18 protein-coding genes, 2 tRNA genes and 1 riboswitch are annotated in these 22,697 nt (G+C 66.2%); of the genes, 1 reads left to right on the forward strand and 19 read right to left on the reverse strand.

Features of this window, described 5'->3' with window-relative positions; all coding sequences use genetic code 11:
• Positions 1-10: 10 nt before the first annotated feature.
• From mctP to ACIGJD_RS11410, 15 genes are all read right to left on the reverse strand, one after another.
• Complete coding sequence (mctP, locus tag ACIGJD_RS11340) at positions 11-1,687, reverse strand: monocarboxylate uptake permease MctP (RefSeq protein WP_286397481.1); 1,677 nt, start codon at positions 1,685-1,687, stop codon at positions 11-13.
• Positions 1,684-2,061, reverse strand: coding sequence for a DUF3311 domain-containing protein (locus ACIGJD_RS11345; RefSeq protein ID WP_483686292.1), 378 nt, complete (start codon positions 2,059-2,061; stop codon positions 1,684-1,686). Before ACIGJD_RS11345 ends, mctP begins: the two co-directional genes overlap by 4 nt.
• A gap of 197 nt (positions 2,062-2,258) precedes the next feature.
• Positions 2,259-2,331: transfer RNA gene (locus ACIGJD_RS11350), tRNA-Ala, on the reverse strand.
• A 242-nt stretch (positions 2,332-2,573) separates the two neighbouring features.
• Positions 2,574-2,646, reverse strand: a tRNA-Ala gene (locus ACIGJD_RS11355).
• Positions 2,647-2,759: 113 nt separating this feature from the next.
• Positions 2,760-3,161, reverse strand: a complete 402-nt coding sequence (rsfS, locus tag ACIGJD_RS11360) for a ribosome silencing factor (RefSeq protein WP_142133637.1) — start codon at positions 3,159-3,161, stop codon at positions 2,760-2,762.
• A gap of 42 nt (positions 3,162-3,203) precedes the next feature.
• Positions 3,204-4,457, reverse strand: coding sequence for a hypothetical protein (locus ACIGJD_RS11365; protein ID WP_483686293.1), 1,254 nt, complete (start codon positions 4,455-4,457; stop codon positions 3,204-3,206).
• 7 nt (positions 4,458-4,464) lie between these two features.
• Positions 4,465-5,079, reverse strand: coding sequence for a nicotinate-nucleotide adenylyltransferase (gene nadD, locus ACIGJD_RS11370; RefSeq protein ID WP_483686294.1), 615 nt, complete (start codon positions 5,077-5,079; stop codon positions 4,465-4,467).
• A gap of 55 nt (positions 5,080-5,134) precedes the next feature.
• Complete coding sequence (locus ACIGJD_RS11375; RefSeq protein WP_286397491.1) at positions 5,135-5,374, reverse strand: hypothetical protein; 240 nt, start codon at positions 5,372-5,374, stop codon at positions 5,135-5,137.
• 78 nt (positions 5,375-5,452) lie between these two features.
• The gene (locus ACIGJD_RS11380) at positions 5,453-6,817 is read right to left on the reverse strand and encodes a glutamate-5-semialdehyde dehydrogenase (RefSeq protein ID WP_483686295.1); all 1,365 of its coding nucleotides are present in this window, start codon (positions 6,815-6,817) and stop codon (positions 5,453-5,455) included.
• A gap of 26 nt (positions 6,818-6,843) precedes the next feature.
• Positions 6,844-7,995: a glutamate 5-kinase gene (gene proB, locus ACIGJD_RS11385; RefSeq protein WP_483686296.1), complete on the reverse strand. Its 1,152-nt coding sequence runs from the start codon at positions 7,993-7,995 to the stop codon at positions 6,844-6,846.
• Positions 7,985-9,574 carry a GTPase ObgE gene (gene obgE, locus ACIGJD_RS11390; RefSeq protein ID WP_483686297.1) on the reverse strand — a complete coding sequence of 530 codons (1,590 nt, stop codon included), beginning with the start codon at positions 9,572-9,574 and terminating at the stop codon, positions 7,985-7,987. Before obgE ends, proB begins: the two co-directional genes overlap by 11 nt.
• Positions 9,575-9,690: 116 nt before the next feature.
• Entirely contained in the window at positions 9,691-9,954 is a 264-nt protein-coding gene (gene rpmA / locus ACIGJD_RS11395; RefSeq protein ID WP_009372867.1) for a 50S ribosomal protein L27, read from the reverse strand.
• 62 nt (positions 9,955-10,016) lie between these two features.
• On the reverse strand, positions 10,017-10,325 hold the full coding sequence (gene rplU, locus ACIGJD_RS11400) for a 50S ribosomal protein L21 (RefSeq protein ID WP_141946370.1): 309 nt from the start codon (positions 10,323-10,325) through the stop codon (positions 10,017-10,019).
• A 336-nt stretch (positions 10,326-10,661) separates the two neighbouring features.
• Entirely contained in the window at positions 10,662-12,182 is a 1,521-nt protein-coding gene (gene thiD, locus ACIGJD_RS11405) for a bifunctional hydroxymethylpyrimidine kinase/phosphomethylpyrimidine kinase (RefSeq protein WP_483689482.1), read from the reverse strand.
• Between the two features lie 7 nt (positions 12,183-12,189).
• A riboswitch (TPP riboswitch) is annotated at positions 12,190-12,287 on the reverse strand.
• Between the two features lie 174 nt (positions 12,288-12,461).
• A complete protein-coding gene (locus tag ACIGJD_RS11410) occupies positions 12,462-15,845 on the reverse strand; it encodes an Rne/Rng family ribonuclease (RefSeq protein ID WP_483686298.1) in 3,384 nt (1,127 codons plus the stop codon).
• A gap of 438 nt (positions 15,846-16,283) precedes the next feature.
• On the opposite strand from ACIGJD_RS11410, the gene ACIGJD_RS11415 reads away from it, so the two are divergent.
• Positions 16,284-16,952, forward strand: coding sequence for a vitamin K epoxide reductase family protein (locus ACIGJD_RS11415; protein ID WP_483686299.1), 669 nt, complete (start codon positions 16,284-16,286; stop codon positions 16,950-16,952).
• Positions 16,953-17,055: 103 nt separating this feature from the next.
• Here the strand turns inward: ACIGJD_RS11415 and ndk are convergent, their stop codons facing one another.
• From ndk to ileS, 4 genes are all read right to left on the reverse strand, one after another.
• Positions 17,056-17,472 carry a nucleoside-diphosphate kinase gene (ndk, locus tag ACIGJD_RS11420; RefSeq protein ID WP_142133628.1) on the reverse strand — a complete coding sequence of 139 codons (417 nt, stop codon included), beginning with the start codon at positions 17,470-17,472 and terminating at the stop codon, positions 17,056-17,058.
• A gap of 65 nt (positions 17,473-17,537) precedes the next feature.
• The gene (locus ACIGJD_RS11425; RefSeq protein WP_483686300.1) at positions 17,538-18,002 is read right to left on the reverse strand and encodes a DUF4233 domain-containing protein; all 465 of its coding nucleotides are present in this window, start codon (positions 18,000-18,002) and stop codon (positions 17,538-17,540) included.
• A gap of 2 nt (positions 18,003-18,004) precedes the next feature.
• A complete protein-coding gene (locus tag ACIGJD_RS11430; protein WP_483686301.1) occupies positions 18,005-19,363 on the reverse strand; it encodes a bifunctional folylpolyglutamate synthase/dihydrofolate synthase in 1,359 nt (452 codons plus the stop codon).
• A 3-nt stretch (positions 19,364-19,366) separates the two neighbouring features.
• Positions 19,367-22,684, reverse strand: coding sequence for an isoleucine--tRNA ligase (gene ileS, locus ACIGJD_RS11435; RefSeq protein ID WP_483686302.1), 3,318 nt, complete (start codon positions 22,682-22,684; stop codon positions 19,367-19,369).
• Between the last annotated feature and the right edge of the window lie 13 nt (positions 22,685-22,697).

Here is a 22,697-nt window from a genome sequence, read left to right on the forward strand (position 1 = left end):
ACCTGCGCCGTCAGGCGACCGGTGAAGGGCCGCCCGGCTGGGTGAAATGCTGGGTCTTCTCGATCTGTACCACCTTCGGGTCCGTTTCATCCGCCGCATAGTCGGTGGGCCGGGTGAGATCCTCGCCTGTCCGGACCTTCAGTGCCCGCAGCACCACGGTCAGGACGACGGCGACCACCAGGTTCAGCGCGAAGGCTGACACCGCGATGTAGACGCTGAAGTCAGTCCCGGGGATGGGGGCCACCGAGCCGCCGAAGTGTGCCTTGGTGACCGGATTGACCACGTTGTAGGCGGACACGGTGCCGAAGATAATGCCAACCGCCCAGCCGATCAGCAGCGCCCAGCGGTCGAACCACCGGGTGTAGAGGCCTGCCACCACCGCCGGGAAGGTCTGCAGGATCCAGATGCCGCCCAGCAGCTGCATGTTGATGGCTGCGGACTGGTCCATGGCGATGACGAAGACCAGGGCGCCCACCTTCACCACCAGCGAGACGATCTTGGACACTTTCGCCTCAGTCCTGGCATCAACGTCAGGCCGGATGAAGTCCCGGTAGATGTTGCGCGTGAACATGTTGGCGGCCGCGATGGACATAATGGCTGCCGGCACCAGGGCGCCGATGGCGATGGCGGCCAGCGCGATGCCGGCGAACCAGGCCGGGAAGTGGTCAAGGAACAATTGCGGAACCACCAGCTGCGGGTTGACGGAGCCGTCCAAGTCTATGGGCTTGGTGCCAGCCTGGATGGCGACGAAGCCCAGCAGTGCAAGGAACCCCAGCATCAGCGAGTACAGCGGCAGGATGGCCGCATTGCGCCGGATGGTATTGCGGGCCTTCGAGGCGAGTACCGCGGTCACCGAATGCGGATACATGAACAGCGCCATGGCCGAGCCCAGTGCCAGCGACCAGTACGCGGAGTAGTTGGCCCCTCCCGGGATGAAGACGCCGGCCGGCTTGCCCGTGGCTTGGTTCACTGTGCCCAGCTTCGACTGGGCGGAGCCAAAGATCGTGTCCCACCCGCCGAACTTGATGGGCAGGTAGATCACGGCAACGATCACGGCAAGGTAGATCAGCAGGTCCTTGACGACGGCGATCATCGCCGGGGCGCGCAGGCCCGACGTGTAGGTGTAGGCGGCAAGGACCACGAAGGCCAGGATCAGCGGCAGGTCAGTCAAGAGCACGTTGCCGGAGCTGCCCAGGCCAAGAACCGTGAGCACGGCCTTGATGCCCACCAGTTGCAGGGCGATGTAGGGCATGGTGGCAACAATGCCTGTGATGGCGACGGCAAGGGAGAGCCAGCGGCTGCCGTAGCGTCCGCCGACAAAGTCTGCGGAGGTCACGTAGCCGTGGCGGTGGGAGACCGACCACAGCCGGCTCATGATGATGAAGATGATGGGGTACAGAACGATTGTGTAGGGGACGGCGAAGAAGCCGCTCACCGCGCCAGTGGCCCACATGGCCGCCGGCACCGCCACGAACGTGTACGCGGTGTACAGGTCCCCGCCCAACAGGAACCAGGTGATCCAGGTACCGAATCCGCGGCCGCCCAGACCCCACTCATCCAGGCTGTGCAATCCTTCCACTTCCGTGCTGCGGCGCCACCTGGCGGCCAGGAAGCCCATTACGGCGACGACGACAAAGAGCAGCACGACGATAACAAGCGCCGTCCAGTTGACCTGCCGGCCGGTCATGGCCGCTCCCCTTCCATGCCGGCCCCGGCAGAGGCTGCCCCTTCCTGGGGTGCGCCGCCGGCACGGGCCTCCGCCCGCCGTCGTCGGTCCTCCTTGGTCACCAGCCAATAGGCGCTGCCGGTAAGAATGGCCGAAATGGGCACCCACAGGAGCTGGTACCAGTAGAAGAACGGCATGCCGCCAAGCCGCGGCGCATCAAAGGCGTAAAGCTGGGGCATCAGGGGGAACAGGATGGCGGCGGCCAACAGTATGCCGGCGCCGATATAGGGGGCGGGCCTGGCCGGCCCGCGGATGGCAGTGTCGCGCGTCAGGCGCGATCCTTCGGGAACAGTTTCACCGTTCGGGCTGTAGCCGGAACCATCTGCGTGGGACATCTGTGACCTCCTCGTCAGCCCGTCCCGCGGCCGCCGCTTTGGAGGAAAGCAGTCCGGAGGCGGAACGATGTGCCCTCAACCACAGTTGTACCGCGCTTTGACCTGCGCCGGAAGAGTTTCAGTCCACGAACAGTTGCCGCTGGCAACAAGAAAGGGAACCATCACCAGGTGATGGTTCCCTTTCTTCCATGTATCGGTGGAGCTGAGGGGACTCGAACCCCTGACCCCCTGCATGCCATGCAGGTGCGCTACCAGCTGCGCCACAGCCCCGTACTTTTGTCCCTTCCGGTCGAATTCCCCGGAGCAACCTGACCAGAGTAATGCACTTTTCCGCTGGACGCCAATCGGCCCTCAACAGCCTGAAACCGGGCCTTCCCCACGCACCTGCCACTGGACAAATCACCGGGAAACGCGGGGGTGTGAAGTCCGGGCGGCGGTGCAGTCCACGCCAGCAGGGAGGGACGGGAAACAAAAAAGTCCGCTGGAACCATAGGTTCCAGCGGACTTACCGGTGGAGCTGAGGGGACTCGAACCCCTGACCCCCTGCATGCCATGCAGGTGCGCTACCAGCTGCGCCACAGCCCCGGATTGTTGCCGTTCCGAGAAACTTTTTTCCGGGTCTCCCCGAAGCAACTCAAATATCTTAGAACAGCAATTCCGAAAATTCCAAATCGGGAATATTCGCCGGCCGGGGCGGCCTACTCGCTCTCGGTTGCTGCACCAGCTTTGGCGGACGCATCGTCGCCGAGCTGCAGGTCCACCACGGGGCAGTCCTTCCAGAGGCGCTCCAGGGCATAGAACACGCGGTCTTCCTCGTGCTGGACGTGGATGACGACGTCGGCGTAGTCCAGCAGGACCCACCGTCCGCCGGAACGGCCCTCGCGGCGCACCGGACGCAGGTCCTGCTTGGCCAGTTCTTCCTCGATGCCGTCGACAATGGCGTTGACCTGGCGTTCGCTGGGCGCCGACGCGATCAGGAAAACGTCAGCCAGGGCCAGGCGTTCGCTCACATCCATGGCGACGATGTCCTGGGCGATCTTGTCCGCGGCGGCCTTGGCGGCCGTACGGGCAATGGCGATGGATGATTCTGTTGCAGTCACGGGACTCCTTGATTGTGTTAAGTGCTGGTGCCGGCAGGCAGGTCAGCGGGACATGCCGCTGACGATCAGGATGATGCCGGCAACGAGGGCCAGGATCCCGAACGCGAGAATGCAGAACTGGAGGATCCGGTTCCGCCGGGCCCTGGTCAGGCCGGCGGTGGCGGCGTCCAGTGGATCGAGGCCGTAAGCCGAGCTGGCGGGAACGCGGGGAAGGTCCTCAAAGAGGTCTTCCGACTGATTGTCCGGCTGGCCCGCCGGACGCGTCACCGGTTTGGGACGGCCTGCTGCCTTCGCGGCAGCCTCCGCCCGGGCAATGACCTGGGAACGGCCGGTGGCCGGGTCAGCCGCAGGCGCCTTGGGCCGGGCGGCAGGTTTACGCTTCCCGCCAGGCGGCACCTTTGTCCCCGGGGAAACCTTCGTACCGGGCCTGGTGGTTACGGGAACATGGGAGGTTGCCGGCGGCTTCATCACCGGACGTTCGACGCCGGGCACCTGGACAAACTCGAGCGGAGTGACCATCGCCAGGTTGTTGGCGGTGGACGGGCCGGGTTTGTTGGCTGTGGACGGGTTGGGCTTGTCCGTGGGAGCGGCAGTCCTGCCCTGGACGGCAGGGGTCCCCGCCTGCTCGGCAAGCTTCTGCCGGGCCATGGCCCGGCGGTTCAGCACGGCGGCACGTTCTGCGAGGGCGATCTGCTCGGCCAGGATCTCCGGATCCACGGCTTCGGGATCCATGGAGGCAATGTGCTCCATCTTGGCAATCTGGTTTCGCGCCTGTGCGGCGATGAGTTCCCGCGCTTCCAGTGCCTGTTCGACAGTCATGCCTTCCGGGGCGCTTCCGGGAGCCTGGGTGGGGCTGTCCGGTTTCTGGCCCTCGGGCTTATTCCCAGGCCCGCCGCCCTTTCCAGGGCCGCGGGAAGGCTGGGAAGGCGGCGCGGCGGGAGCTGGAGCGGCAGCCTGGACAACGGGGTTGGCCGCCGTCAGTGCCTGCTCTTTCAGTTGCTGCAAACGCAGCTGGCGCCGCGTGGGTGGCCCCCCGGCGGAAAGCTGCCCTTCCTTTTCCTCGAGCTCCTTGATGGCGCGCAGCGTGGCGCGGTCCCGGGCCCGGATTTGGGACGAACGCTGGGAGGGCGTCTGGTCCGGGGCTGTTTGGGGGCGCGCTGCCGGTGCAGGCGCGCGGTCAGCCGGCCGGTCGGCGGCAGGCGGGCGTTGCTCCGTGGAAGGCGGGGTGGCCTGTTGGGCTTCCCTGGCCTTCCGGAGTTCCCGGCGGCTGCGGATTGGTGGCTGTTCCTGACTCATTGAGAACTCATTCAGTACTGGCTGGTTCGCGTGGTTCGGAAGTTTGTTCCTCCGCGCCTGCGGGCGCGTCGGAATACAGGCCGTACTTGGCGATGTACTGAACCACCCCGTCCGGGACCAGGTACCAGACCGGATTGTTCGCCGCCACGCGGGCACGGCAATCGGTTGACGAGATGGCCATCGCCGGAACTTCCAGGAGGCTGACGTCTTCACGGCCCATGCCATCCAGGACGTGTCCGGGCCGCGTGACTCCCACGAAGTGCGCCAGCGACCAGAGTTCGTCGATGTCCTTCCATGACAGGATCTGCGCCAGGGCGTCCGCCCCGGTGATGAAGAACAGATCCGCGTCCGGGCGTTGTGCCCGCAGGTCGCGCAGGGTGTCGATGGTGTAGGTGGGACCGGGACGGTCCACATCGACGCGGCTGACGGTGAACCGCGGATTGGACGCCGTGGCGATGACGGTCATCAGGTAGCGGTGCTCAGGCTCGCTGACCTGTTTGTGGGACTTTTGCCATGGCTGCCCGGTGGGGACGAAGACAACCTCGTCAAGGTCGAATTCCGCCGCGACCTCGCTGGCCGCAACAAGGTGGCCGTGGTGGATGGGATCGAACGTCCCGCCCATCACGCCCAGCCGCAGCCTCCCCCGGGCACCATTGCGGTGCAGGTTGTGGGAAATCTTAGTGACCCTGCCCGCGATCGTGCTTGTTGGGGTGCTGCCGGTGCGGATCGGCGTGCTCGTCGGTGGCAGCGTGCCGGTTGCCCAGGTTGTTGTAGGACCAGGCGATGAACATCAGGACCACCAGGATGGCGAACATGGATACACCGAAGACCCACGGCTCAGCCCACAGAGGCGCAGGCTCCTCATGGCCTGATTCACCGGCGGCGGCGACGGACATGGCAATCTGCTGGAGCAGCATTTTCTCCCCTTGTTCAAGGATTTAAAGGCAGCGGAACCTTCCACTGCCTTACGGGTTCTGGTCTATGTTACCGCGTTGCTACCCGCGGACCTGGCCTTCACCCTGGACGATCCACTTCGTGGTGGTGAGCTCGGTCAGCCCCATCGGACCGCGGGCGTGCAGCTTCTGGGTGGAAATGCCCACCTCGGCACCAAGGCCCAGCTCGCCGCCGTCGGTAAAGCGGGTGGAAGCGTTGACGATTACCGCCGCCGAATCCACCTCCGCAATGAATCGTTCCGCGTTGGCAAGGTGGTTGGTGAGGATCGCCTCGGTGTGTCCCGTGGACCAGGTCCGGATGTGCTGGACGGCTTCATCCAGGCTGTCCACCATGCCCACTGCCAGGTCGAGGTCCATGTACTCGGTCCCCCAGTCCGCGTCTGTCGCCGCTTCGGTCTCGACGCCGGGCAGCGCTGCCTTGATGCGGTCGTCCACGTGGAGGCGGACGCCTGCGTTGCGGAGGGCGGTGGCGACGGCGGGCAGCACCTTTGAACCTGAGTGGACCAGCAACGTCTCCACGGTGTTGCAGACGCTGGGCCGCTGGGTCTTGGCGTTGAGCAGGATCTCCACGGCCATATTTTCGTCAGCGGACTCGTCGATAAAGATGTGGACGTTGCCCTCCCCTGTCTCGATGACGGGCACGGCGGAATTGGTCACGACGGTCTGGATCAGGTCCCGGCCGCCGCGGGGAATCAGCACGTCCACCCGGCCGCGCGCCTTCATCAGGACGTTGGCACCGGCGCGGCCGAACTGGTCCACGGTCTGCACGGCGTCGGCGGGAAGGCCAACTGATTCGAGGGCCTCCCGGAGCACGCGCACCAGGACCTGGTTGGTGGCTTCCGCTGCACTGCCGCCGCGCAGGATGACGGCGTTGCCGCTCTTGAGGGCCAGCCCCGCGATGTCAACGGTGACGTTGGGACGTGCCTCGTAGATCGCTGCCACCACGCCCATGGGCACGTTGACCTGGCGGAGGCGCAGGCCGTTGGGCAGGGTCTGGCCGCGGACCACGTTGCCTACGGGGTCGGGGAGATTGGCGAGGTTCTCAAGGGCCGACACCAGGCCGGCAACCCGGGCTTCGGTGAGGGTAAGCCGGTCCAGGAGGGCCTTGGAGGTGCCGTTGTCCTTGCCCCGCTGCACATCCATGGCATTGGCGGCGAGGATGGCCTGGACGTTCTCCTGCAGCGCGGCACCCACGGCGCGGAGGCCGCGGTCTTTCCAGGCGCGGTTGGCGGTGGACATCCTGCGGGCTGCGTGGCGGGAGCGGTCGGCAATGGCGTGGACCGCAGCTTCCACATCCGCGGGGGAAAGAGCGTCCACTGCTGATGCCTGCCCTGCCGACGGACCCGGCTGCGCCTGCGCAGCAATGGTTCCGGAATTTTCAGCAGTATGGATCAGGGCTTCAGTCATGCTCCAAGTTTAGGCGAGCCTGCAGCTCACAACAGCACCAGGTCATCAACATGAACAACTTCGCGGTCGTAGCCGCTGCCCAGCTCCTCACCAAGTTCCCTGGTGGACCTTCCCAGCATGTGGGGCAGCTCCTGGGATGAGTAGTTGACCAGTCCACGGGCAACAACGGTGCCGTCAGCGCCCGCCAGTTCCACGGCGTCGCCCGGCTCAAAGTCTCCGTGGATGGCGGAAATGCCCGCCGGCAGCAGGGAGGTGTGGTGGTGCAGCACGGCGCGGACAGCTCCATCGTCCAGGACCAGGCGGCCCTGCACAGAGGCGACGTGGGCCAACCACAGGAGGCGGACCGGTTTGCGCGCACCGTTGACGGAGAACCAGGTGCCCACGTCCTCGCCGTTCAGGGCCGCGGCGGCGTTGGGTGTGGAAGTCACCAGGGCGTGGATGCCGGAGCCGGCGGCCATGCTGGCAGCTTCTACCTTGGTCATCATGCCGCCGGTGCCCACGCCGGCCTTGCCCGCCTTGCCGATGGACACGCCCTCAAGGTCGTGCGCGCCGGTGACCAGGGGGATGCGCTTGGCACCCTGGGCGGGCGGACCGTCATAGAGGGAGTCGACGTCGGACAGCAGCACGAGTGCGTCGGCCCGCACCAGGTGGGCCACCAGGGCGGCAAGCCTGTCGTTGTCGCCGAAGCGGATTTCGTGGGTGGCAACGGTATCGTTTTCGTTGACCACGGGGACCACGCCGAGGTTCAGCAGCCGGTCCATGGCGCGCAGGGCATTGGTGTGCTGGCTGCGCCGCATCAGGTCCTCGGCCGTGAGCAGGACCTGGCTGACGGTGACGCCGTGCGCGCCGAAGGCCTGCGTGTAGCGGGCCATCAGCAGGCCCTGGCCCACGCTGGCAGCGGCCTGCTGGGTGGCGAGGTCGCGGGGCCGCTTTGCCAGTCCCAGCGGAGCCAGTCCGGCGGCGATGGCGCCGGAGGACACCAGGATGATCTCGGCGCCGGCGTTGCGCTTGGCCGCAAGCGCATCCGCCAGGGCGGTGAGCGACTCTTCAGAAATGCCGCCCTTGATGCTGGTCAGCGAGGATGAGCCCACCTTCACCACGATTCGCCGGGCACCTGCCAGCGCACTCCGATCCGCGGCGTGCCCGGCCGGTTCCGCGGTCAAGCTCCTAGAGGTCATCGTCGGCGTCCAGTCCGCTTTCCTTGAGGGGCTGGGCGGCGCGGCGGCCACTGACGGATTCGGTCCAGATCCCGGCTTTCCGTTCCGCCTCAAGCTCGGCGCGGGCAGCAGCCTTGGCCTCCCGGCGTTCCAGCTGCTCCTCGCGCTTCTGGCTGCGGGTGGGGCGGTCGCCGATATCGGCGAACCGGGGATCGGTGCCACGTGGCGAGGCAAGCAGTTCGGCCCCTGCCATCATGGTGGGCTCCCAGTCGAAGACGACGCCGTCGTCCCCGCCGATGACCACGGTGTCCCCCGGCTTGGCGCCCTGCTTGAACAGCTCGGTCTCCACGCCGAGCTTGGCCAGGCGGTCTGCGAGGTAGCCAATGGCTTCCTCGTTGGTGAAGTCGGTCTGCTTGACCCAGCGCTCGGGCTTTTCACCCAGGACGCGGAACAGCGGCTCCAGGTTCTTCTCCTCGCGGCGGATCTTGAACCCTGCTTCATTGACGGCGCGCGGCCGCAGCACGGTGGGCTGGACCTTGGGCGGGGCGGCGGCTACGGCGTCCCGCGCGGCCTGGACAATCTCGGCCATGGCGAAGCCGAGCTGGCGCAGTCCCTCGTGGCTGGTAGCAGAGACTTCGAAGACGCGGTAACCGCGCGATTCGAGTTCCGGGCGCACAAACTCTGCCATGTCCTTGCCGTCCGGCAGGTCCACCTTGTTGAGGGCAACCAGGCGGGGGCGGTGGTTCAGGGGGACCACCTCGCCGTCCTGGCCGGCATAGCTCATGTCGACGGCGTACTTTTCCAGCTCACCCTCGATGATGGCGAGGTCGGAGAGAGGGTCCCGGTCCGATTCCAGGGTGCCGCAGTCCAGCACGTGCACCAAGGCAGCGCAGCGCTCAACGTGGCGCAGGAAGTTGTGCCCCAGCCCGCGTCCCTCGCTGGCTCCTTCGATGAGGCCGGGAACATCGGCAATGGTGAAGCGGACATCGCCTGCCTGCACCACGCCCAGGTTGGGAACCAGGGTGGTGAACGGGTAGTCGGCGATCTTGGGGCGGGCGGCGGACATCGCTGCGATGAGGCTGGACTTGCCCGCGGACGGGAAGCCCACCAGTGCGATATCCGCGATGGACTTCAGTTCCAGCACGATGTCGCGGGAGTCACCCTCGAGGCCCAGCAGCGCGAAGCCGGGGGCGCGGCGCTTTTGCGATGAGAGGGCGGCGTTGCCGAGCCCGCCCAAGCCTCCGGCGGCCGCTACGTACTCGGCACCCTCACCAACGAGGTCGGCGAGCAGGGTGCCGTCCTTGGTCTTGACCACCGTGCCGTCCGGAACGGGCAGCACCAGGGTCTCGCCGTTCTTGCCTCCGCGCCAGTCACCCATGCCGGGGCCGCCGTTGCTGGCGTGCCGGTGGGGTGCGTGGTGGTAGTCGAGGAGTGTGGTGGTCTGGTGATCGACGCGAAGGATCACGTCACCGCCGTTGCCGCCGTTGCCGCCGTCGGGCCCACCCAGCGGCTTGAACTTCTCGCGGTGGACGGAGACGCATCCGTGGCCGCCCGATCCGCCGGATACGTGCAGGACTACCCGGTCTACAAAGCTGGCCACGTGGATCTCCTCAAATGCTGTTTACCTGGCGTCCGGAACGCCACATCGATTGTAATGCGGTTAAAAGAACAGTGGAGCGGACCCACAGGCCCGCTCCACCGCTTCAGAACTGGTTGTTACTCTGCAGCTGCAGCAGCAACGATGTTGACCACGCGACGACCGCGGCGGGTGCCGAATTCGACGGCGCCCGGGGTCAGTGCGAACAGGGTGTCGTCACCGCCACGGCCAACGCCGGCGCCCGGGTGGAAGTGGGTGCCACGCTGGCGGACGATGATCTCGCCTGCGGAAACCACCTGGCCGCCGAAGCGCTTGACGCCGAGGTACTGAGCGTTGGAATCGCGGCCGTTGCGAGTGGAGCTCGCGCCCTTTTTATGTGCCATCTGAAATGCCTGCCTTTGAAATTCTGGGGAATCTGTTGGAAAACCTGAACAGTAACCGGTGGTTACTTGATGCCGGTGATCTTGACCTTGGTCAGTTCCTGGCGGTGACCCTGGCGCTTCTTGTAGCCGGTCTTGTTCTTGTACTTCTGGATGACAATCTTAGGACCACGCAGGTCCTGGAGGATTTCAGCCGTAACAGTTACCTTGGCCAGGTCAGCGGCGGCGGAGGTGACCTTGTCACCGTCAACCAGGAGCAGTGCGGGCAGCTCGATGGTGCTGCCGGCTCCACCGGCGACGCGGTTCAGGGTAACGAAGTCTCCAACGGAAACCTTCTCTTGGCGGCCGCCTGCGCGGACAATCGCGTACACCACTTGGGAACTCACTTCTCTCGACGTTTATTACAAAATTTGCGTGCGGCACCCGGCTCAGAAATTGGCTGGGTTCCCGCTGTGCCTCAACGCCGTGGATTTCCCGGGGAAATCCGTGAGCCGTCCCGGTGGAAAAGTCCGCTTGTTATGCACAGCGAATTGCTCCAGGGTCATAACCCAAGTGTTGGCGTAAGCACCGAGGATCCAGAATACGCTAAATCCGTCCACGGCCGCAAATGAGGCTGGTTCCGGCGGCCCGGCTGTGGTAGTAACCACAAACCCGGCGGGCAGCACCGCAACCATGCTCCCCCATCATAGCGGCGGCGCCGCCGGCAGCCGTCAGGAATGCAGTCTCGGCGCGTCGAAGAATTCCACTTCCAGGCGGCAGGACTGCTTGAACGCGGTGACCATCGCTGCCCTTTCATGGTCGGAGGCTTTCCGCCCCGCTTCATCCACGATGGAAACAGCCCGGCGGGTGGCTTCGGCGAAGGCCTCGTCGGCATAGGTGCGGAGCCAGGCAGCGTAGGCATGCCCGTCCGGCTCACCGGAGGCAATGAACTGCTCGTGCAGCTTCTCCCCCACCTCGGCATAGAGCCAGAAGCAGGGCAGGACGGCGGCAGCAAGGACGGCATAAGAGCCCGACGCCGAAGCTGCGGTGAGGTGGTCCACGTAGGCCTTAGTGACGGGGCCGAGGCCGCTCTGGGCGGGCCGGGTGCTGAGCCAGGAGCGGTGGAGTTCCGTTTCCACCTCAAGGCAATGCTGGGCCGATCCTGCCCAGAACAACTGTTCGGCCTCCGAGGGGGCCAGGGCGCTGGTGCGGGCCAGCACACGGGAGTACCCGTTGAGGTACAGGGCGTCCTGGGCCAGGTAGTAGGCAAAGTCCTTCTCGGGCAGGTCTCCGGCGGCCAGGCCGCGGATGAAGTCCAGCGCATAGATGTCGTCGAGGTCCTGCTGGGCTTCCACCCACAGCCGGGCCGCGAAGCCGCCTTCCTGCAGTGCCGGCCGCAGGTGGTGGAAGTGGTGCACCGGTCCGTTTCCCTGGCCCACCTCCAGCAGGCCCGAGTTCTCGAGAGCGCCGGCCAGCCAGGGCTTGACCGTCCGCAGTGATGCTTCCCAGTCGCCCAGGCGGGCCTGCACCGTTGCCATGGCCGAGGAAAGGGAGCAGCCGGTGCCGTGGCTGTTGCGGGTGGCGATCCGGTTGCCCGGGACTTCCACTACGTCCTGCCCCAGCAGGCCCGCGGTGTTGACCAGCGCGTCCGGGCAGTGCTCCCCTGCAAGGTGCCCGCCCTTGACCAGCACGGTAGCCCCGGTGGCATCGGCCAGGCGCCGGCCCTGGGCCAGTGCCTCGTCCCCGCTCTCCGCGGGATCCGCTTCCACCAGCATGGCCAGTTCGGGCAAGTTGGGGGTGATGAGATGGGCGAGGGGCAGCAGTTCCCGCAGCGCGGCTTCCGCCGACGCCTGCAGCAGCCGGTCACCGCTGGTGGCAACCATCACCGGGTCAAGGACCACGACGGCGGGACGCACCTTTTCGAGCCACCCTCGCACAGTTCGGATCACTTCCCTGTCACCCAGCATGCCGATCTTGACGGCGTCGATACTGATGTCGTCACTGACCGCATCCAGCTGCTGGGCCAGGAAGGCGGCCGGCGGAACATGCACGGCCTGCACGCCCTGCGTGTTCTGGGCCGTGAGGGCGGTGATGACGGCCATGCCATAGCCCCCGTGGGCAGCGATGCTTTTCAGATCTGCCTGGATGCCTGCCCCGCCTGACGGGTCCGAGCCCGCAATGGAGAGGACGCGCGGAACGTCACGGCCTGCGGGCAAGGCGGCGGATGCATCGGATGCAGTGGGCAGGGGCATGGAAAGGGTGGAAGACAAGAGACATCCCTTCGCCGGTACTAGCCGGACAGGTTCAACGGGTCTGGATCTCAGCCGGCCTTCTGCGCGGCACCCCGTGTCGGTTTCCAGCCTAGCTGCTGGGGCCCGTCCGCAGGAAAGGTGACAGCACCTGCGCAAAGGTGAACGGCTGCCGTACGCAGGAATCCCCGCCCTGCGGACGTTTCCCCCTGTAATTCACGGGGGAGCCGTCCACTGAACGGGGACTCCTGGATGTTCCTACGCTGCTGCCGGCCTCAGCCTTTACAGCTCCGAGGCCGGAACGCCGACGCCGAGGATGATGGGTTCCTCCGCCGCCTTGCCCGGTTCCGCGGTGGCCTGTGCCTTGTCCGTTTCCGGGGCCTTGGCCGCGTGCGAATGGCCCCCGGCAGTGGCCTGGACGTTCTCGTGGTGCTGGACAGCGGTCTCGTTGGCGGCACCTTGGGCACGGCTGGCGCCGCGGTGGCGCCGCGGCCTACGCTGCCGGGACTGTTCCAGCGTGTGGTCCGAATAGTCCTTTTCGGCTGGAGCTTCCACTGCGGGGCGGGCTTCCGCTCCCCCGGTTCCGGCTTCCCGTTCCGGCGCGGGCTGTTCCGTTGCCGGCTGTTCCGCTGCCTTCGGCGCCTCGGCAGCCTTGGCCGGAGCATCCTCCATGGACGACGCCGGCTGGCCGAGGTGGGCGAATGCTTCAGCGAGCCGGTCTAGGGTGAGGGCCGGCTTGGGCTGCTGTTCCTCCGCGTGCTCCACGAACGGAAGCGGGACTTCCTCGCCGCCGAACGTCAGGACAGCTGCGGGACGCGTGGGGGTGTCGGCGTCGTGCTTTTCCTCTGCCGGAGCGGGCGCAGGCGGAGCGGCCGGCACCTGGCGGGTTGCCGCCACCTCATCGTCGTGCAGGTGCGCGGCGTGGGCAGCAGCGGCGATGTTTGCCAGGGCGAGGCGGGTGGCTTCCGCCTTGGCGTGCCGCTCGGCGTCCGTGGGCTCCGGGTGGACGGTGTGGACCTGGACGGCAGGGACTGGCGCGGCTTCGGTCTGCTGGCCGCCGCGTCCGCGCCGCCGCTTGCGCTCCGAACGTGCGCCGGGCTGGTTGTTGTCGGTCCGCTGGCCTTCGGTGCGGTGGGCTTCCGGCCGGGCTTCGGGCCGGTTGTCGCTGCGCTGGACATGGTGGTGCTCGGCGGCAACGACGTTGGCGCGGCGGTGCTCCACGGGATCGTCGTGGGTCACCATGCCGCGGCCGGCGCAGGCCTCGCACTGTTCACCAAAGACTTCCAGCAACCCGGTACCCATGCGCTTGCGGGTCATCTGGACCAGGCCGAGGGAGGTCACTTCAGCCACTTGGTGCTTGGTGCGGTCGCGGCCCAGGCATTCCACCAGGCGGCGCAGCACCAGGTCGCGGTTGGATTCGAGCACCATGTCGATGAAGTCGATCACGATGATGCCGCCGATGTCGCGCAGCCGGAGCTGGCGCACCACTTCCTCGGCAGCTTCGAGGTTGTTCTTGGTGACGGTTTCCTCGAGGTTGCCGCCGCTGCCGGTGAACTTGCCGGTGTTGACGTCCACCACGGTCATGGCCTCGGTGCGGTCGATCACCAGGGAGCCGCCGGAGGGCAGGAAGACCTTCCGTTCGAGGGCCTTGTGGATCTGCTCGTCAATGCGCCAGGCGGAGAAGATGTCCTGGTCTTTGGTCCACTTTTCGAGGCGGCCCACCAGGTCCGGGGCCACGTAGGTAACGTAGGCCTCGATGGTGTCCCACGCCTCCTCACCGGAGACGATGAGCTTGGAGAAGTCCTCGTTGAAGACGTCGCGGACCACCTTGATGGTCAGGTCCGGCTCGCCGTAGAGCAGTTCGGGCGCAAGGATCTTAGTGGAGGCCGACTGGCTTTCAATGCCTTCCCACTGGGCCCGCAGCCGGTTGATGTCGTGCGTGAGCTCTTCCTCGGAAGCGCCCTCGGCGGCCGTACGGACAATCACGCCGGCGTGCTCGGGCAGGCGGTCCTTGAGGATGCGCTTGAGGCGGTTCCGTTCGACGTCGGGCAGCTTGCGGGAGATGCCGGTCATGGATCCGCCGGGTACGTACACCAAGTAGCGTCCGGGCAGCGAGATCTGGCTGGTGAGGCGGGCGCCCTTGTGGCCCACGGGGTCCTTGGTGACCTGTACCAGGACGGTATCGCCGGACTTCAGCGCGTTCTCGATGCGGCGCTGCTTGCCCTCGAGGTTCACGGCTTCCCAGTTGACCTCGCCGGCGTACAGCACCGCGTTGCGGCCGCGCCCGATGTCAACGAACGCCGCTTCCATGGACGGCAGGACATTCTGGACCTTGCCCAGGTACACGTTGCCGATCAGCGAGTCCTGCTGGGTCTTGGATACGAAGTGCTCGGCCAGCACGCCGTCTTCCAAGACCGCGATCTGGATCCTGTCGTCGCGCTGGCGCACGATCATCTGCCGGTCAACGGACTCGCGGCGGGCCAGGAACTCGGCCTCGGTGATGACGGTGCGGCGGCGGCCCGTGTCGCGGGATTCGCGGCGGCGCTGTTTTTTCGCCTCCAGTCGCGTGGAGCCTTTGACGCTGGTGACGCGGTTGCTGGCGGGCGCCTCGCTCACGGTCCGCGGGGCGCGGACCCGGGTCACCGTGTTGGGCGGGTCGTCCTCGCTGCCGCCGGTCAGTTCCAGGTCCTGGTCACCGCGGCGGCGGCGGCGCCGGCGGCGGGAGGTGACACCCTCCTCAAGCTGCCCGGCCGTATCCTCGTCGGCCTCGTCCTCGGCGTCGGCTTCGGCGCTGCCGTCCTGGTTGTCCTCTTCAGCCCTGTCCCCGATCCGGCTGCGGCCCCTGCGGCCCCGGCTGCGGCGCCGGCGGCGGCTGGAGGAATCGTCCGTATCTTCGGTTTCTTCCTCCTCAGGCTCCTCGGCAGCGGGGGCAGCGGGACGGACCACGGTGCTGAGGTCCGGCGCCTGGAAGAGCACCGAGGTGGGGGAAGCGGGTTCCAGGAACAGGGAGGCGAAGGGGCTGGCGGCGGCAGGCTCTTCGGTCTTTGCTGCAGCGGGGGCCGCCTGCTGCGGTTCTTCGGCTTTTTCCCCGGTCTGCGCGACGGCGGGCTCGACGGTGTGCTCCTGCTCCGGCTGCTCTGCCTGCTCCACGGCAGGTTCCTGTGCGGATGCGGCTTCCTGGACCGGTTCCTGCGCGGCGGCATCCGCTGCTGCTGATCCCTCAGCCACGGCTTCAGTGGCGGCAGGGGCGGGCTCGGCGCTGGCGGGAGAGGAAACCTTGCGGGTGGCTACCCGACGGCGGCGCACCGGCTTGCTTTCGACGTCCGCCGTTGGTTCCTCCGCGGGTGCGACCGCGGCAGCTTCAGCGGCGACACGCTCGTCGGCAGGGGTGGGCTCCGCCGCGAAGGCGGGCAGCGGCTCCGCAACCTCCACCTTCTTCCGGGCACGGGTGCGTCGGGCCGGAGCCTTGGGTGTCTTTTCCGCGTCGTCGGACTGCGTGGCTTCAGCCTGGACGGAAACCGCTTCTTCCGGAGCCGCTGCCACGGCCTCCGTCACTTCGTCCGTTGCCTTCGGGGCCGCTTTGCGCCGGGCGCGTGGAGCCTTCTTGGGTGCCGCGGCCTCCGCCGCTGCTTCTTCGTTAACGGCCAGTTCCTGATCATTGTCCATATGTGGCAACACTCCTGCCCCTGACGTACCGCCACATCCGGCACCCATTGGGGCACATATTGTCAAAACCCGCAGGCGTTGACAGAAGTCAAGTGGATACTCCCAGGTTCGCACCGTCGTTGGGGTGCGGCAGCCCGTAGGAGCCGGTGGATGTTCTGAAAACCCGTTGTTCTGCGTGCCACAACCAGGTGCCGCCCAATGGAGTTGCGGGTGTGCCGGAAGAATCCGAAGCCTGCCCTGCTCATCATTGGCGGTCTTGGGAACAAACCACCGGACCGGAGTCCGAATGTGGATCGGCTTCCAGCCACGTTCATTCTCTCATACCCGGGCTGGATCGCCGCGGAGGCGGGAGCTGCTGTTCCGGTTTCTGTGTAATGGCTTCAGCCGCCGGCGTTACAATCAGGCACAGGAGCACCGGACGAAAAGGACGCAATACCCATGCCCAGCATCTCCCCCGTCAGCGCCCGTGAAGAGAATCGCGCCGCCGATTCCCACGCAACTGCGGCTACCGCCGTTCCGCGGATGGCCCGGAACCGGCCTTTCGGCTGGCTGCTGGTCATCACGGGCATCGTGGGCTGGCTGGCGTCCGGAACCCTGGTCCTGGAAAAGCTTGAGGTACTCAAGGACCCCAACCACGCCACGGTATGCGATGTGAACCCTTGGATCTCGTGCGGCCAGGTGATGCAGACCTGGCAGAGTTCGGTGTTCGGCTTCCCCAACATGTTCATCGGCATCGTGGCCTTCGCCATCACCACCACCGTGGGCATGGCCTTGCTTTCGGGAGCCACCTTCGCCCGCTGGTACTGGCTGGGACTGCAGGCAGGCGTCACGCTTGGTTTTGCGTTCGTGGTGTGGCTGTGGTCCCAGGCCCTCTACTCAATCCACATCCTGTGCCCTTTCTGCATGATCGTCTGGGCGGCCATGATTCCGCTCTTCGTGTGGACCACCATCAGGAACATCAGCGCCGGCGTCATCCCCATGCCTGCAGGCGCAGCCCGTGTCCTGGGTGATTCCGGCTGGATCATCACCGCCCTGCTGTACGTAGCGGTCATCGCCACCATTTTCTTCGCGTTCATCCAGGTCTTCGTGGGGACCTCCGGCTTCTAAACCCCCTTCCGCTCCCCCGCCAGATGACAGATAAGGCCAATGTTCATCAAGAACATTGGCCTCATCTGTCAGTTCGCGGTTTCTGGGTCCGCGGGGTCTCCGGTTAGTTGAACCAGATCTTGATCTCGCGCTCAGCGGAATCGGTTGAGTCGGAGCCGTGCACCAGGTTCTGCTGCACTTTCAGGCCCCAGTCCCGGCCGAAGTCGCCGCGGATGGTGCCGGGGGCCGCCGTCGTGGGGTCCGTGGTGCCGGCCAGCGAGCGGAAGCCTTCGATGACGCGGTGGCCTTCGAAGATCGCCGCCACCACGGGCCCGCTGAGCATGAACTCCACCAGCGGCTCGTAGAACGGCTTGCCCACGTGCTCCTCGTAGTGCTGCTCCAGCAGTTCACGGGTGGCGTCAACCTTTTTCAGCTCAACCAGGCTGTAGCCCTTGGCTTCGATGCGGGCCAGGATGGCGCCGGTCAGGTTACGGGCGACGCCGTCGGGCTTGATCAGGACGAGGGTGCGCTCTGTAGTCACAACTGCTCCAATGCGTTGGTGGGGTTTCGGGTCAAGTCTACGGGGACAGGCTTACGGGGACGGGCCTACGGAGTTTGGGGCTGGGGCGGGCCGGAGGCCTGGTCCGGGTGGGCGGCTTCCCATTCCGCCTGCTCGCGTGCGCGCTGCGCGGCTTCGCGGTCCAGCCGGATGCCGGTGCGGATCCCGTACCACCACGCAACGGCGAAGAGGGCTCCCACCAGGAACATGGCCGGCTCGAAAATACCCGTGAGGACCAGGACGAGCTGCAGGATCCACCCCAAACCGATGCCCCAGGGCTTGTTGAGGACGGCGCAGGCGGCGATCATCACCACGCTGAGGGCAATGCCCACCCCCAGGATCACCGCCGGCGGAAACTCGCCCCGGCGCAGGCCAAACACCACCAGGGTGGCGAAAAACATGACGAAGGCTTCCAGCAGCAGCACCGTGGAGGCGAACATGACCTTGGTGGAGCGGCGCTTCTTCGGCATGCCGGGGCGCCATTCGCGCTGGGCTTTAGTCAATCTGGCCATGGTCACGCCTCCGTTTTTCCGAGCAGGATCCGTGCTTCGGCCACGAGCGTGATGGACCCTGTGACCAGCACGCCGCCGGAGAGGTCCTCGTTGGCTTCGGCGCGTTCCACTGCCCATTCCAGGGCGTCGTCCAGCTTCTCGGCTACATGCACGTTGTCCTCACCGAACCCCAGGTCGATCGCGAGCTCGGCCAGTTCCGCGGCGGGGACGGCGCGGGGCGAGTTGGACTGGGTGAAGCAGTATTCCTCCGCCACCTCGCCCAGGGATTCTTTGAGCTCCCGCAGGATCTCTTCGGCGTCCTTCTCCTTGAGCACGCCGACGACGGGAACCAGCTTGGTGAAGGTGAATGCTTCCTGGAGCGCGGCCGCGGAGGCCTTGATGCCGTCGGGGTTGTGGGCGGCATCAACGATGATGGTGGGCGCCGTGCGAACCACCTCAAGCCGTCCGGGTGACGTCACGGCGGCGAAGCCTTCCTGCAGGACGTCGAAGGGCAGTTCCTTCTCGCCGCCGAAGAACGCCTCCAGCGCCGCGACTGCAACCGCCGCGTTCTGTGCCTGGTGCGCACCGTGCAGCGGCACCAGCAGGTCCGGGTAGCGGCCGGCGATGCCCTGGATGGTGACCATCTGCCCGCCAACGGCAACTGTCCGTGACTCGACACCGAACTCCACGCCCTCGAAGCGGAACGGCACGCCCACTTCCTTGGCCTTCTCCAGCAGAACCTGCGCTGCGTCCAGGGGCTGGGCCGCGCTGATGAGGTAGCCGCCGGGCTTGATGATGCCGGCCTTTTCGTAGGCGATGTCCGCCGTCGTATCCCCCAGCAGGTCCGTGTGGTCCAGCGAGATGGGGGTCACCACGGAGACCTGGCCGTCGCCCACGTTGGTGGCATCGGTGATGCCGCCCAGGCCTACCTCGATGATGGCCACATTGACCGGCTGGTCGGCGAAGATGGCGAAGCCCAGGATGGTGAGGCACTCGAAGTAGGTCAGCCGGGGCTGCCCTTCGGCTTCGAGTTCGGCGTCCACGATCTGCAGGTAGGGCCTGATTTCGTCCCAGATCCGGACGAACGTCTCGTCGGATACGGGGTGGCCGTCGATGCTGATCCGTTCGGTGACCTTGGACAGGTGCGGGCTGGTGTAGCGGCCGGTACTCAGGCCCTGGGCGCGGAGCACGGATTCGATCATCCGGGATGTGGAGGTCTTGCCGTTGGTGCCGGTCACGTGGATGATCGGGTACGCCTTGTTCGGTTCCCCGAGCACGTCCATGGCGCGGTACAGCGGCGCCAGCCGGGGCTCCATCTTGTTTTCCGGCGCCCGTCCCAGCAGCTCGGCGTAGACGCTTTCCACGGAAAATTCGTCGGTCATGTCCTAGGCCTCCACTTTTTCAACCACGACGGCGGGTTCGGACACCTCGGCCGGTTCAGCGGCCAGGTCCACTGTCAGCGTCTCGCCCTTGACCAGTTCAACGTTGGCCAGCAGCGCATCCACCACGTTCTGCGCGGCGGTGACCGTGGTCCGGATCCGGTCGCTGACGTTGAGGCCGGCATCTTTCCGGGCCTGCTGGATAGCGCGGACCATGTCCCGCGCCAGCCCTTCGGCTTCCAGTTCCGGGGTGACTTCCGTGTTCAGCACCACGAACCCGCCGCCGGGCAGCACCGCAACAGCTGCCGAACCGCCGTCGGACTCTGCCACTACCGTCTCCAGCGTGTACTCCTGGGGCTCCAACTGCAGCCCGCCTGCGGTCACCACGCCGTTGTCGTCCACTGACCAGTCACCGGACTTGGAGCCCTTGATGGCAACCTGGACGTTCTTGCCCAGGCGCGGGCCGGCGGCACGGGCGTTGACCACCAGTTTCTGCTGGATGCCAAACTCCTCGGGGGAAGCCGTGGCGGCGTCCAGCAGGCGGACGGAACGCAGGTTGAGTTCATCGGCGACGACGGCGGCAAAGCCTTCCAGCGCGTCCGCGCCGGGTGCCACCACGGTGAGTTCCTGCAGCGGAAGGCGGACGCGCAGGTTGGCTGCCTTGCGGAGCGAAGACCCGGTGGAGCAGATCTGCTGCACCCGGTCCATGGCTTCCACCAGGGACGGGTTCGCCGGGAAGAGGTCCGCATCCGGCCAGTCGGCGAGGTGCACGGACCGGCCGCCGGTCAGGCCGCGCCAGATCTCCTCGGAAACCAGCGGCAGCAGGGAGGCTGCAGCGCGGGTCACCGTCTCCAACGCGGTGAACAGGGCGTCGAACGCATCCTGGTCCTCGTCGAAGAACCGCTGCCGGCTGCGGCGGACGTACCAGTTGGTGAGCATGTCCAGGTAGCTGCGCAGCGAGTCGCAGGCCCCTGAGATGTCGTAAGTGTCCAGCTGGGCGGTCATTGTGCGCACCAGGTCGCCGGTATTGGCCAGCAGGTACTGGTCCAGGGTGTCCCGGTAGCCCTCGTAGCGCAGCTTCGCGTCGTAGCCGGAACCACCGTTTGCGGCGTTCGTGTACAGGGTGAAGAAGCTGTACACGTTCCACAGTGGCAGGATGACCTGGCGGACGCCGTCGCGGATGCCCTGTTCGGTGACGATCAGGTTCCCGCCGCGGAGGATGGGGCTGGACATCAGGAACCAGCGCATGGCGTCGGAGCCGTCGCGGTCCAGGACCTCGGAGACGTCCGGGTAGTTGCGCAGGCTCTTGGACATCTTCTGGCCGTCCGAGCCCAGCACAATGCCGTGGCTGATGACGTTGCGGAAGGCCGGCCGGTCGAACAGCGCCGTGGACAGGATGTGCAACATGTAGAACCAGCCGCGGGTCTGGCCGATGTACTCCACGATGAAGTCCGCGGGGTTGTGGGTGTTGAACCAGGCCTCGTTCTCGAACGGGTAGTGCACCTGGCCGTAAGGCATGGAACCGGAGTCGAACCAGACATCCAGCACGTCCTCCACGCGGCGCATGACGGACTGGCCCTCTTCGGGGGTGCGGGGGTCGTCCGGGTTGGGCCGGGTGAGCTCGTCGATGAACGGCCGGTGCAGGTCCACCTGGCCGTCCTTGTTCAGCGGGAGCCGGCCGAAGTCCGCTTCGATCTCCGCAAGGGAGCCGTAGACGTCGGTGCGCGGGTACTCGGGATCAGTGGACTGCCATACCGGGATGGGGCTGCCCCAAAAACGGTTGCGGCTGATGGACCAGTCGCGGGCGTTCTCCAGCCACTTGCCGAACTGGCCGTCCTTGACGTTGCCCGGGATCCAGTTGATCTCCTGGTTCAGTTCCGACATCCGGTCCTTGAACTTGGTGACCTCCACGTACCAGGAGGACACAGCGCGGTAGATCAGCGGGTTGCGGCAGCGCCAGCAGTGCGGGTAGCTGTGCTCGTAGCTCGCCTGGCGCACCAGCCGGCCCTGCGCCCGGAGCACCTGGGTGATGGGCTTGTTGGCTTCGAAGACCTGCAGGCCGACGATGTCGTGGAGGGCACCGTGCTTGAACAGGGGCAGGAACTTTGCGCCCTCGTCCACGGACAGGACTACGGGAATTCCTGCTTCCTCGCAGACTTTCTGGTCGTCTTCACCGTAGGCGGGTGCCTGGTGCACGATGCCCGTGCCGTCGGTGGTGGTGACGTAGTCGGCCACCACGAAGCGCCAGGCGTTCTCCATGCCGTACTTCTCGTTGTCGGCGAAGTCGTCCCAGAGCCGCTGGTACTCCAGGCCCTCCAGTTCAGCGCCGGTGTGGGTGGACACGACGGCGGCTTCCGCAGCTTCGAAGCTGTCGTAGCCCAGGTCCTTGGCGTAGCTGCCCAGCAGGTCGGCGGCCAGCAGGAAGCTGCCCGTGACAGGGGCGTCGGCAGAGGCGGCTTTGATGCCGTTGGGTCCGGCGGGCAGCACGGCGTACGTGATGGAAGGCCCGACGGCGAGCGCGGCGTTGGTGGGCAGCGTCCAGGGGGTGGTGGTCCAGGCGAGCGCCTGCACGCCGGCAAGCTCCTTCGACAGCTCCGATTCCCCTGCCAGGATGGGGAACGTGACCGTGACGGTCTGGTCCTGCCGGTTCTTGTAAACGTCGTCGTCCATGCGCAGTTCGTGGTTGGACAGCGGGGTTTCGTCCTTCCAGCAGTACGGAAGGACGCGGTAGCCGTTGTACGTCAGGCCCTTGTCGTGCAGCTGCTTGAACGCCCAGAGGACCGATTCCATGTACTCGACGTTGAGCGTCTTGTAGTCGTTGTCGAAGTCCACCCAGCGGGCCTGGCGGGTAACGTAGCTGCGCCATTCGTCGGCATACTTCATCACCGATGCGCGGCAGGCGTCATTGAACTTGTCGATGCCCATGGCTTCGATCTGGGTCTTGTCCGTCATCCCCAGCTGCTTCATCGCCTCAAGCTCTGCGGGCAGGCCGTGGGTGTCCCAGCCGAACCGGCGTTCCACCCGCTTGCCGCGCTGGGTCTGGTAGCGACCCACCAGGTCCTTGGCGTAACCGGTCAGGAGGTGGCCGTAGTGCGGCAGGCCGTTGGCAAAGGGCGGGCCGTCGTAGAACACAAACTCGTTGCTGCCCGGCTCACCGCCGGGAACGTCGGCGCTGCGCTGGTCGACGCTGGCCTGGAAGGTGCCATCCTGGTCCCAGTACTTCAGGATGCGCTCTTCGATCTCCGGGAACTTCACGGAGGCGGAAACGCCGGCGCTGCTGTTGGAGGAAGTGCTGGAGGCTGAGGCCTTGGGGTAAAACGTCATGTTCGACATCCTG

The organism is Arthrobacter sp. E1SS-5, assembly GCF_057073715.1.

What these genes read in the sequence shown, in the direction of transcription:
- mctP (WP_286397481.1), bottom strand. Translation starts at nt 1,687, where the DNA reads ATGACCGGCCGGCAGGTCAACTGGACGGCGCTTGTTATCGTCGTGCTG.
- ACIGJD_RS11345 (WP_483686292.1), bottom strand. Translation starts at nt 2,061, where the DNA reads ATGTCCCACGCAGATGGTTCCGGCTACAGCCCGAACGGTGAAACTGTT.
- ACIGJD_RS11365 (WP_483686293.1), bottom strand. Translation starts at nt 4,457, where the DNA reads ATGAGTCAGGAACAGCCACCAATCCGCAGCCGCCGGGAACTCCGGAAG.
- nadD (WP_483686294.1), bottom strand. Translation starts at nt 5,079, where the DNA reads ATGGGCGGGACGTTCGATCCCATCCACCACGGCCACCTTGTTGCGGCC.
- ACIGJD_RS11375 (WP_286397491.1), bottom strand. Translation starts at nt 5,374, where the DNA reads ATGCTGCTCCAGCAGATTGCCATGTCCGTCGCCGCCGCCGGTGAATCA.
- ACIGJD_RS11380 (WP_483686295.1), bottom strand. Translation starts at nt 6,817, where the DNA reads ATGACTGAAGCCCTGATCCATACTGCTGAAAATTCCGGAACCATTGCT.
- proB (WP_483686296.1), bottom strand. Translation starts at nt 7,995, where the DNA reads ATGACCTCTAGGAGCTTGACCGCGGAACCGGCCGGGCACGCCGCGGAT.
- rpmA (WP_009372867.1), bottom strand. Translation starts at nt 9,954, where the DNA reads ATGGCACATAAAAAGGGCGCGAGCTCCACTCGCAACGGCCGCGATTCC.
- thiD (WP_483689482.1), bottom strand. Translation starts at nt 12,182, where the DNA reads ATGCCCCTGCCCACTGCATCCGATGCATCCGCCGCCTTGCCCGCAGGC.
- ACIGJD_RS11410 (WP_483686298.1), bottom strand. Translation starts at nt 15,845, where the DNA reads ATGGACAATGATCAGGAACTGGCCGTTAACGAAGAAGCAGCGGCGGAG.
- ACIGJD_RS11415 (WP_483686299.1), top strand. Translation starts at nt 16,284, where the DNA reads ATGCCCAGCATCTCCCCCGTCAGCGCCCGTGAAGAGAATCGCGCCGCC.
- ACIGJD_RS11425 (WP_483686300.1), bottom strand. Translation starts at nt 18,002, where the DNA reads ATGGCCAGATTGACTAAAGCCCAGCGCGAATGGCGCCCCGGCATGCCG.
- ACIGJD_RS11430 (WP_483686301.1), bottom strand. Translation starts at nt 19,363, where the DNA reads ATGACCGACGAATTTTCCGTGGAAAGCGTCTACGCCGAGCTGCTGGGA.
- ileS (WP_483686302.1), bottom strand. Translation starts at nt 22,684, where the DNA reads ATGACGTTTTACCCCAAGGCCTCAGCCTCCAGCACTTCCTCCAACAGC.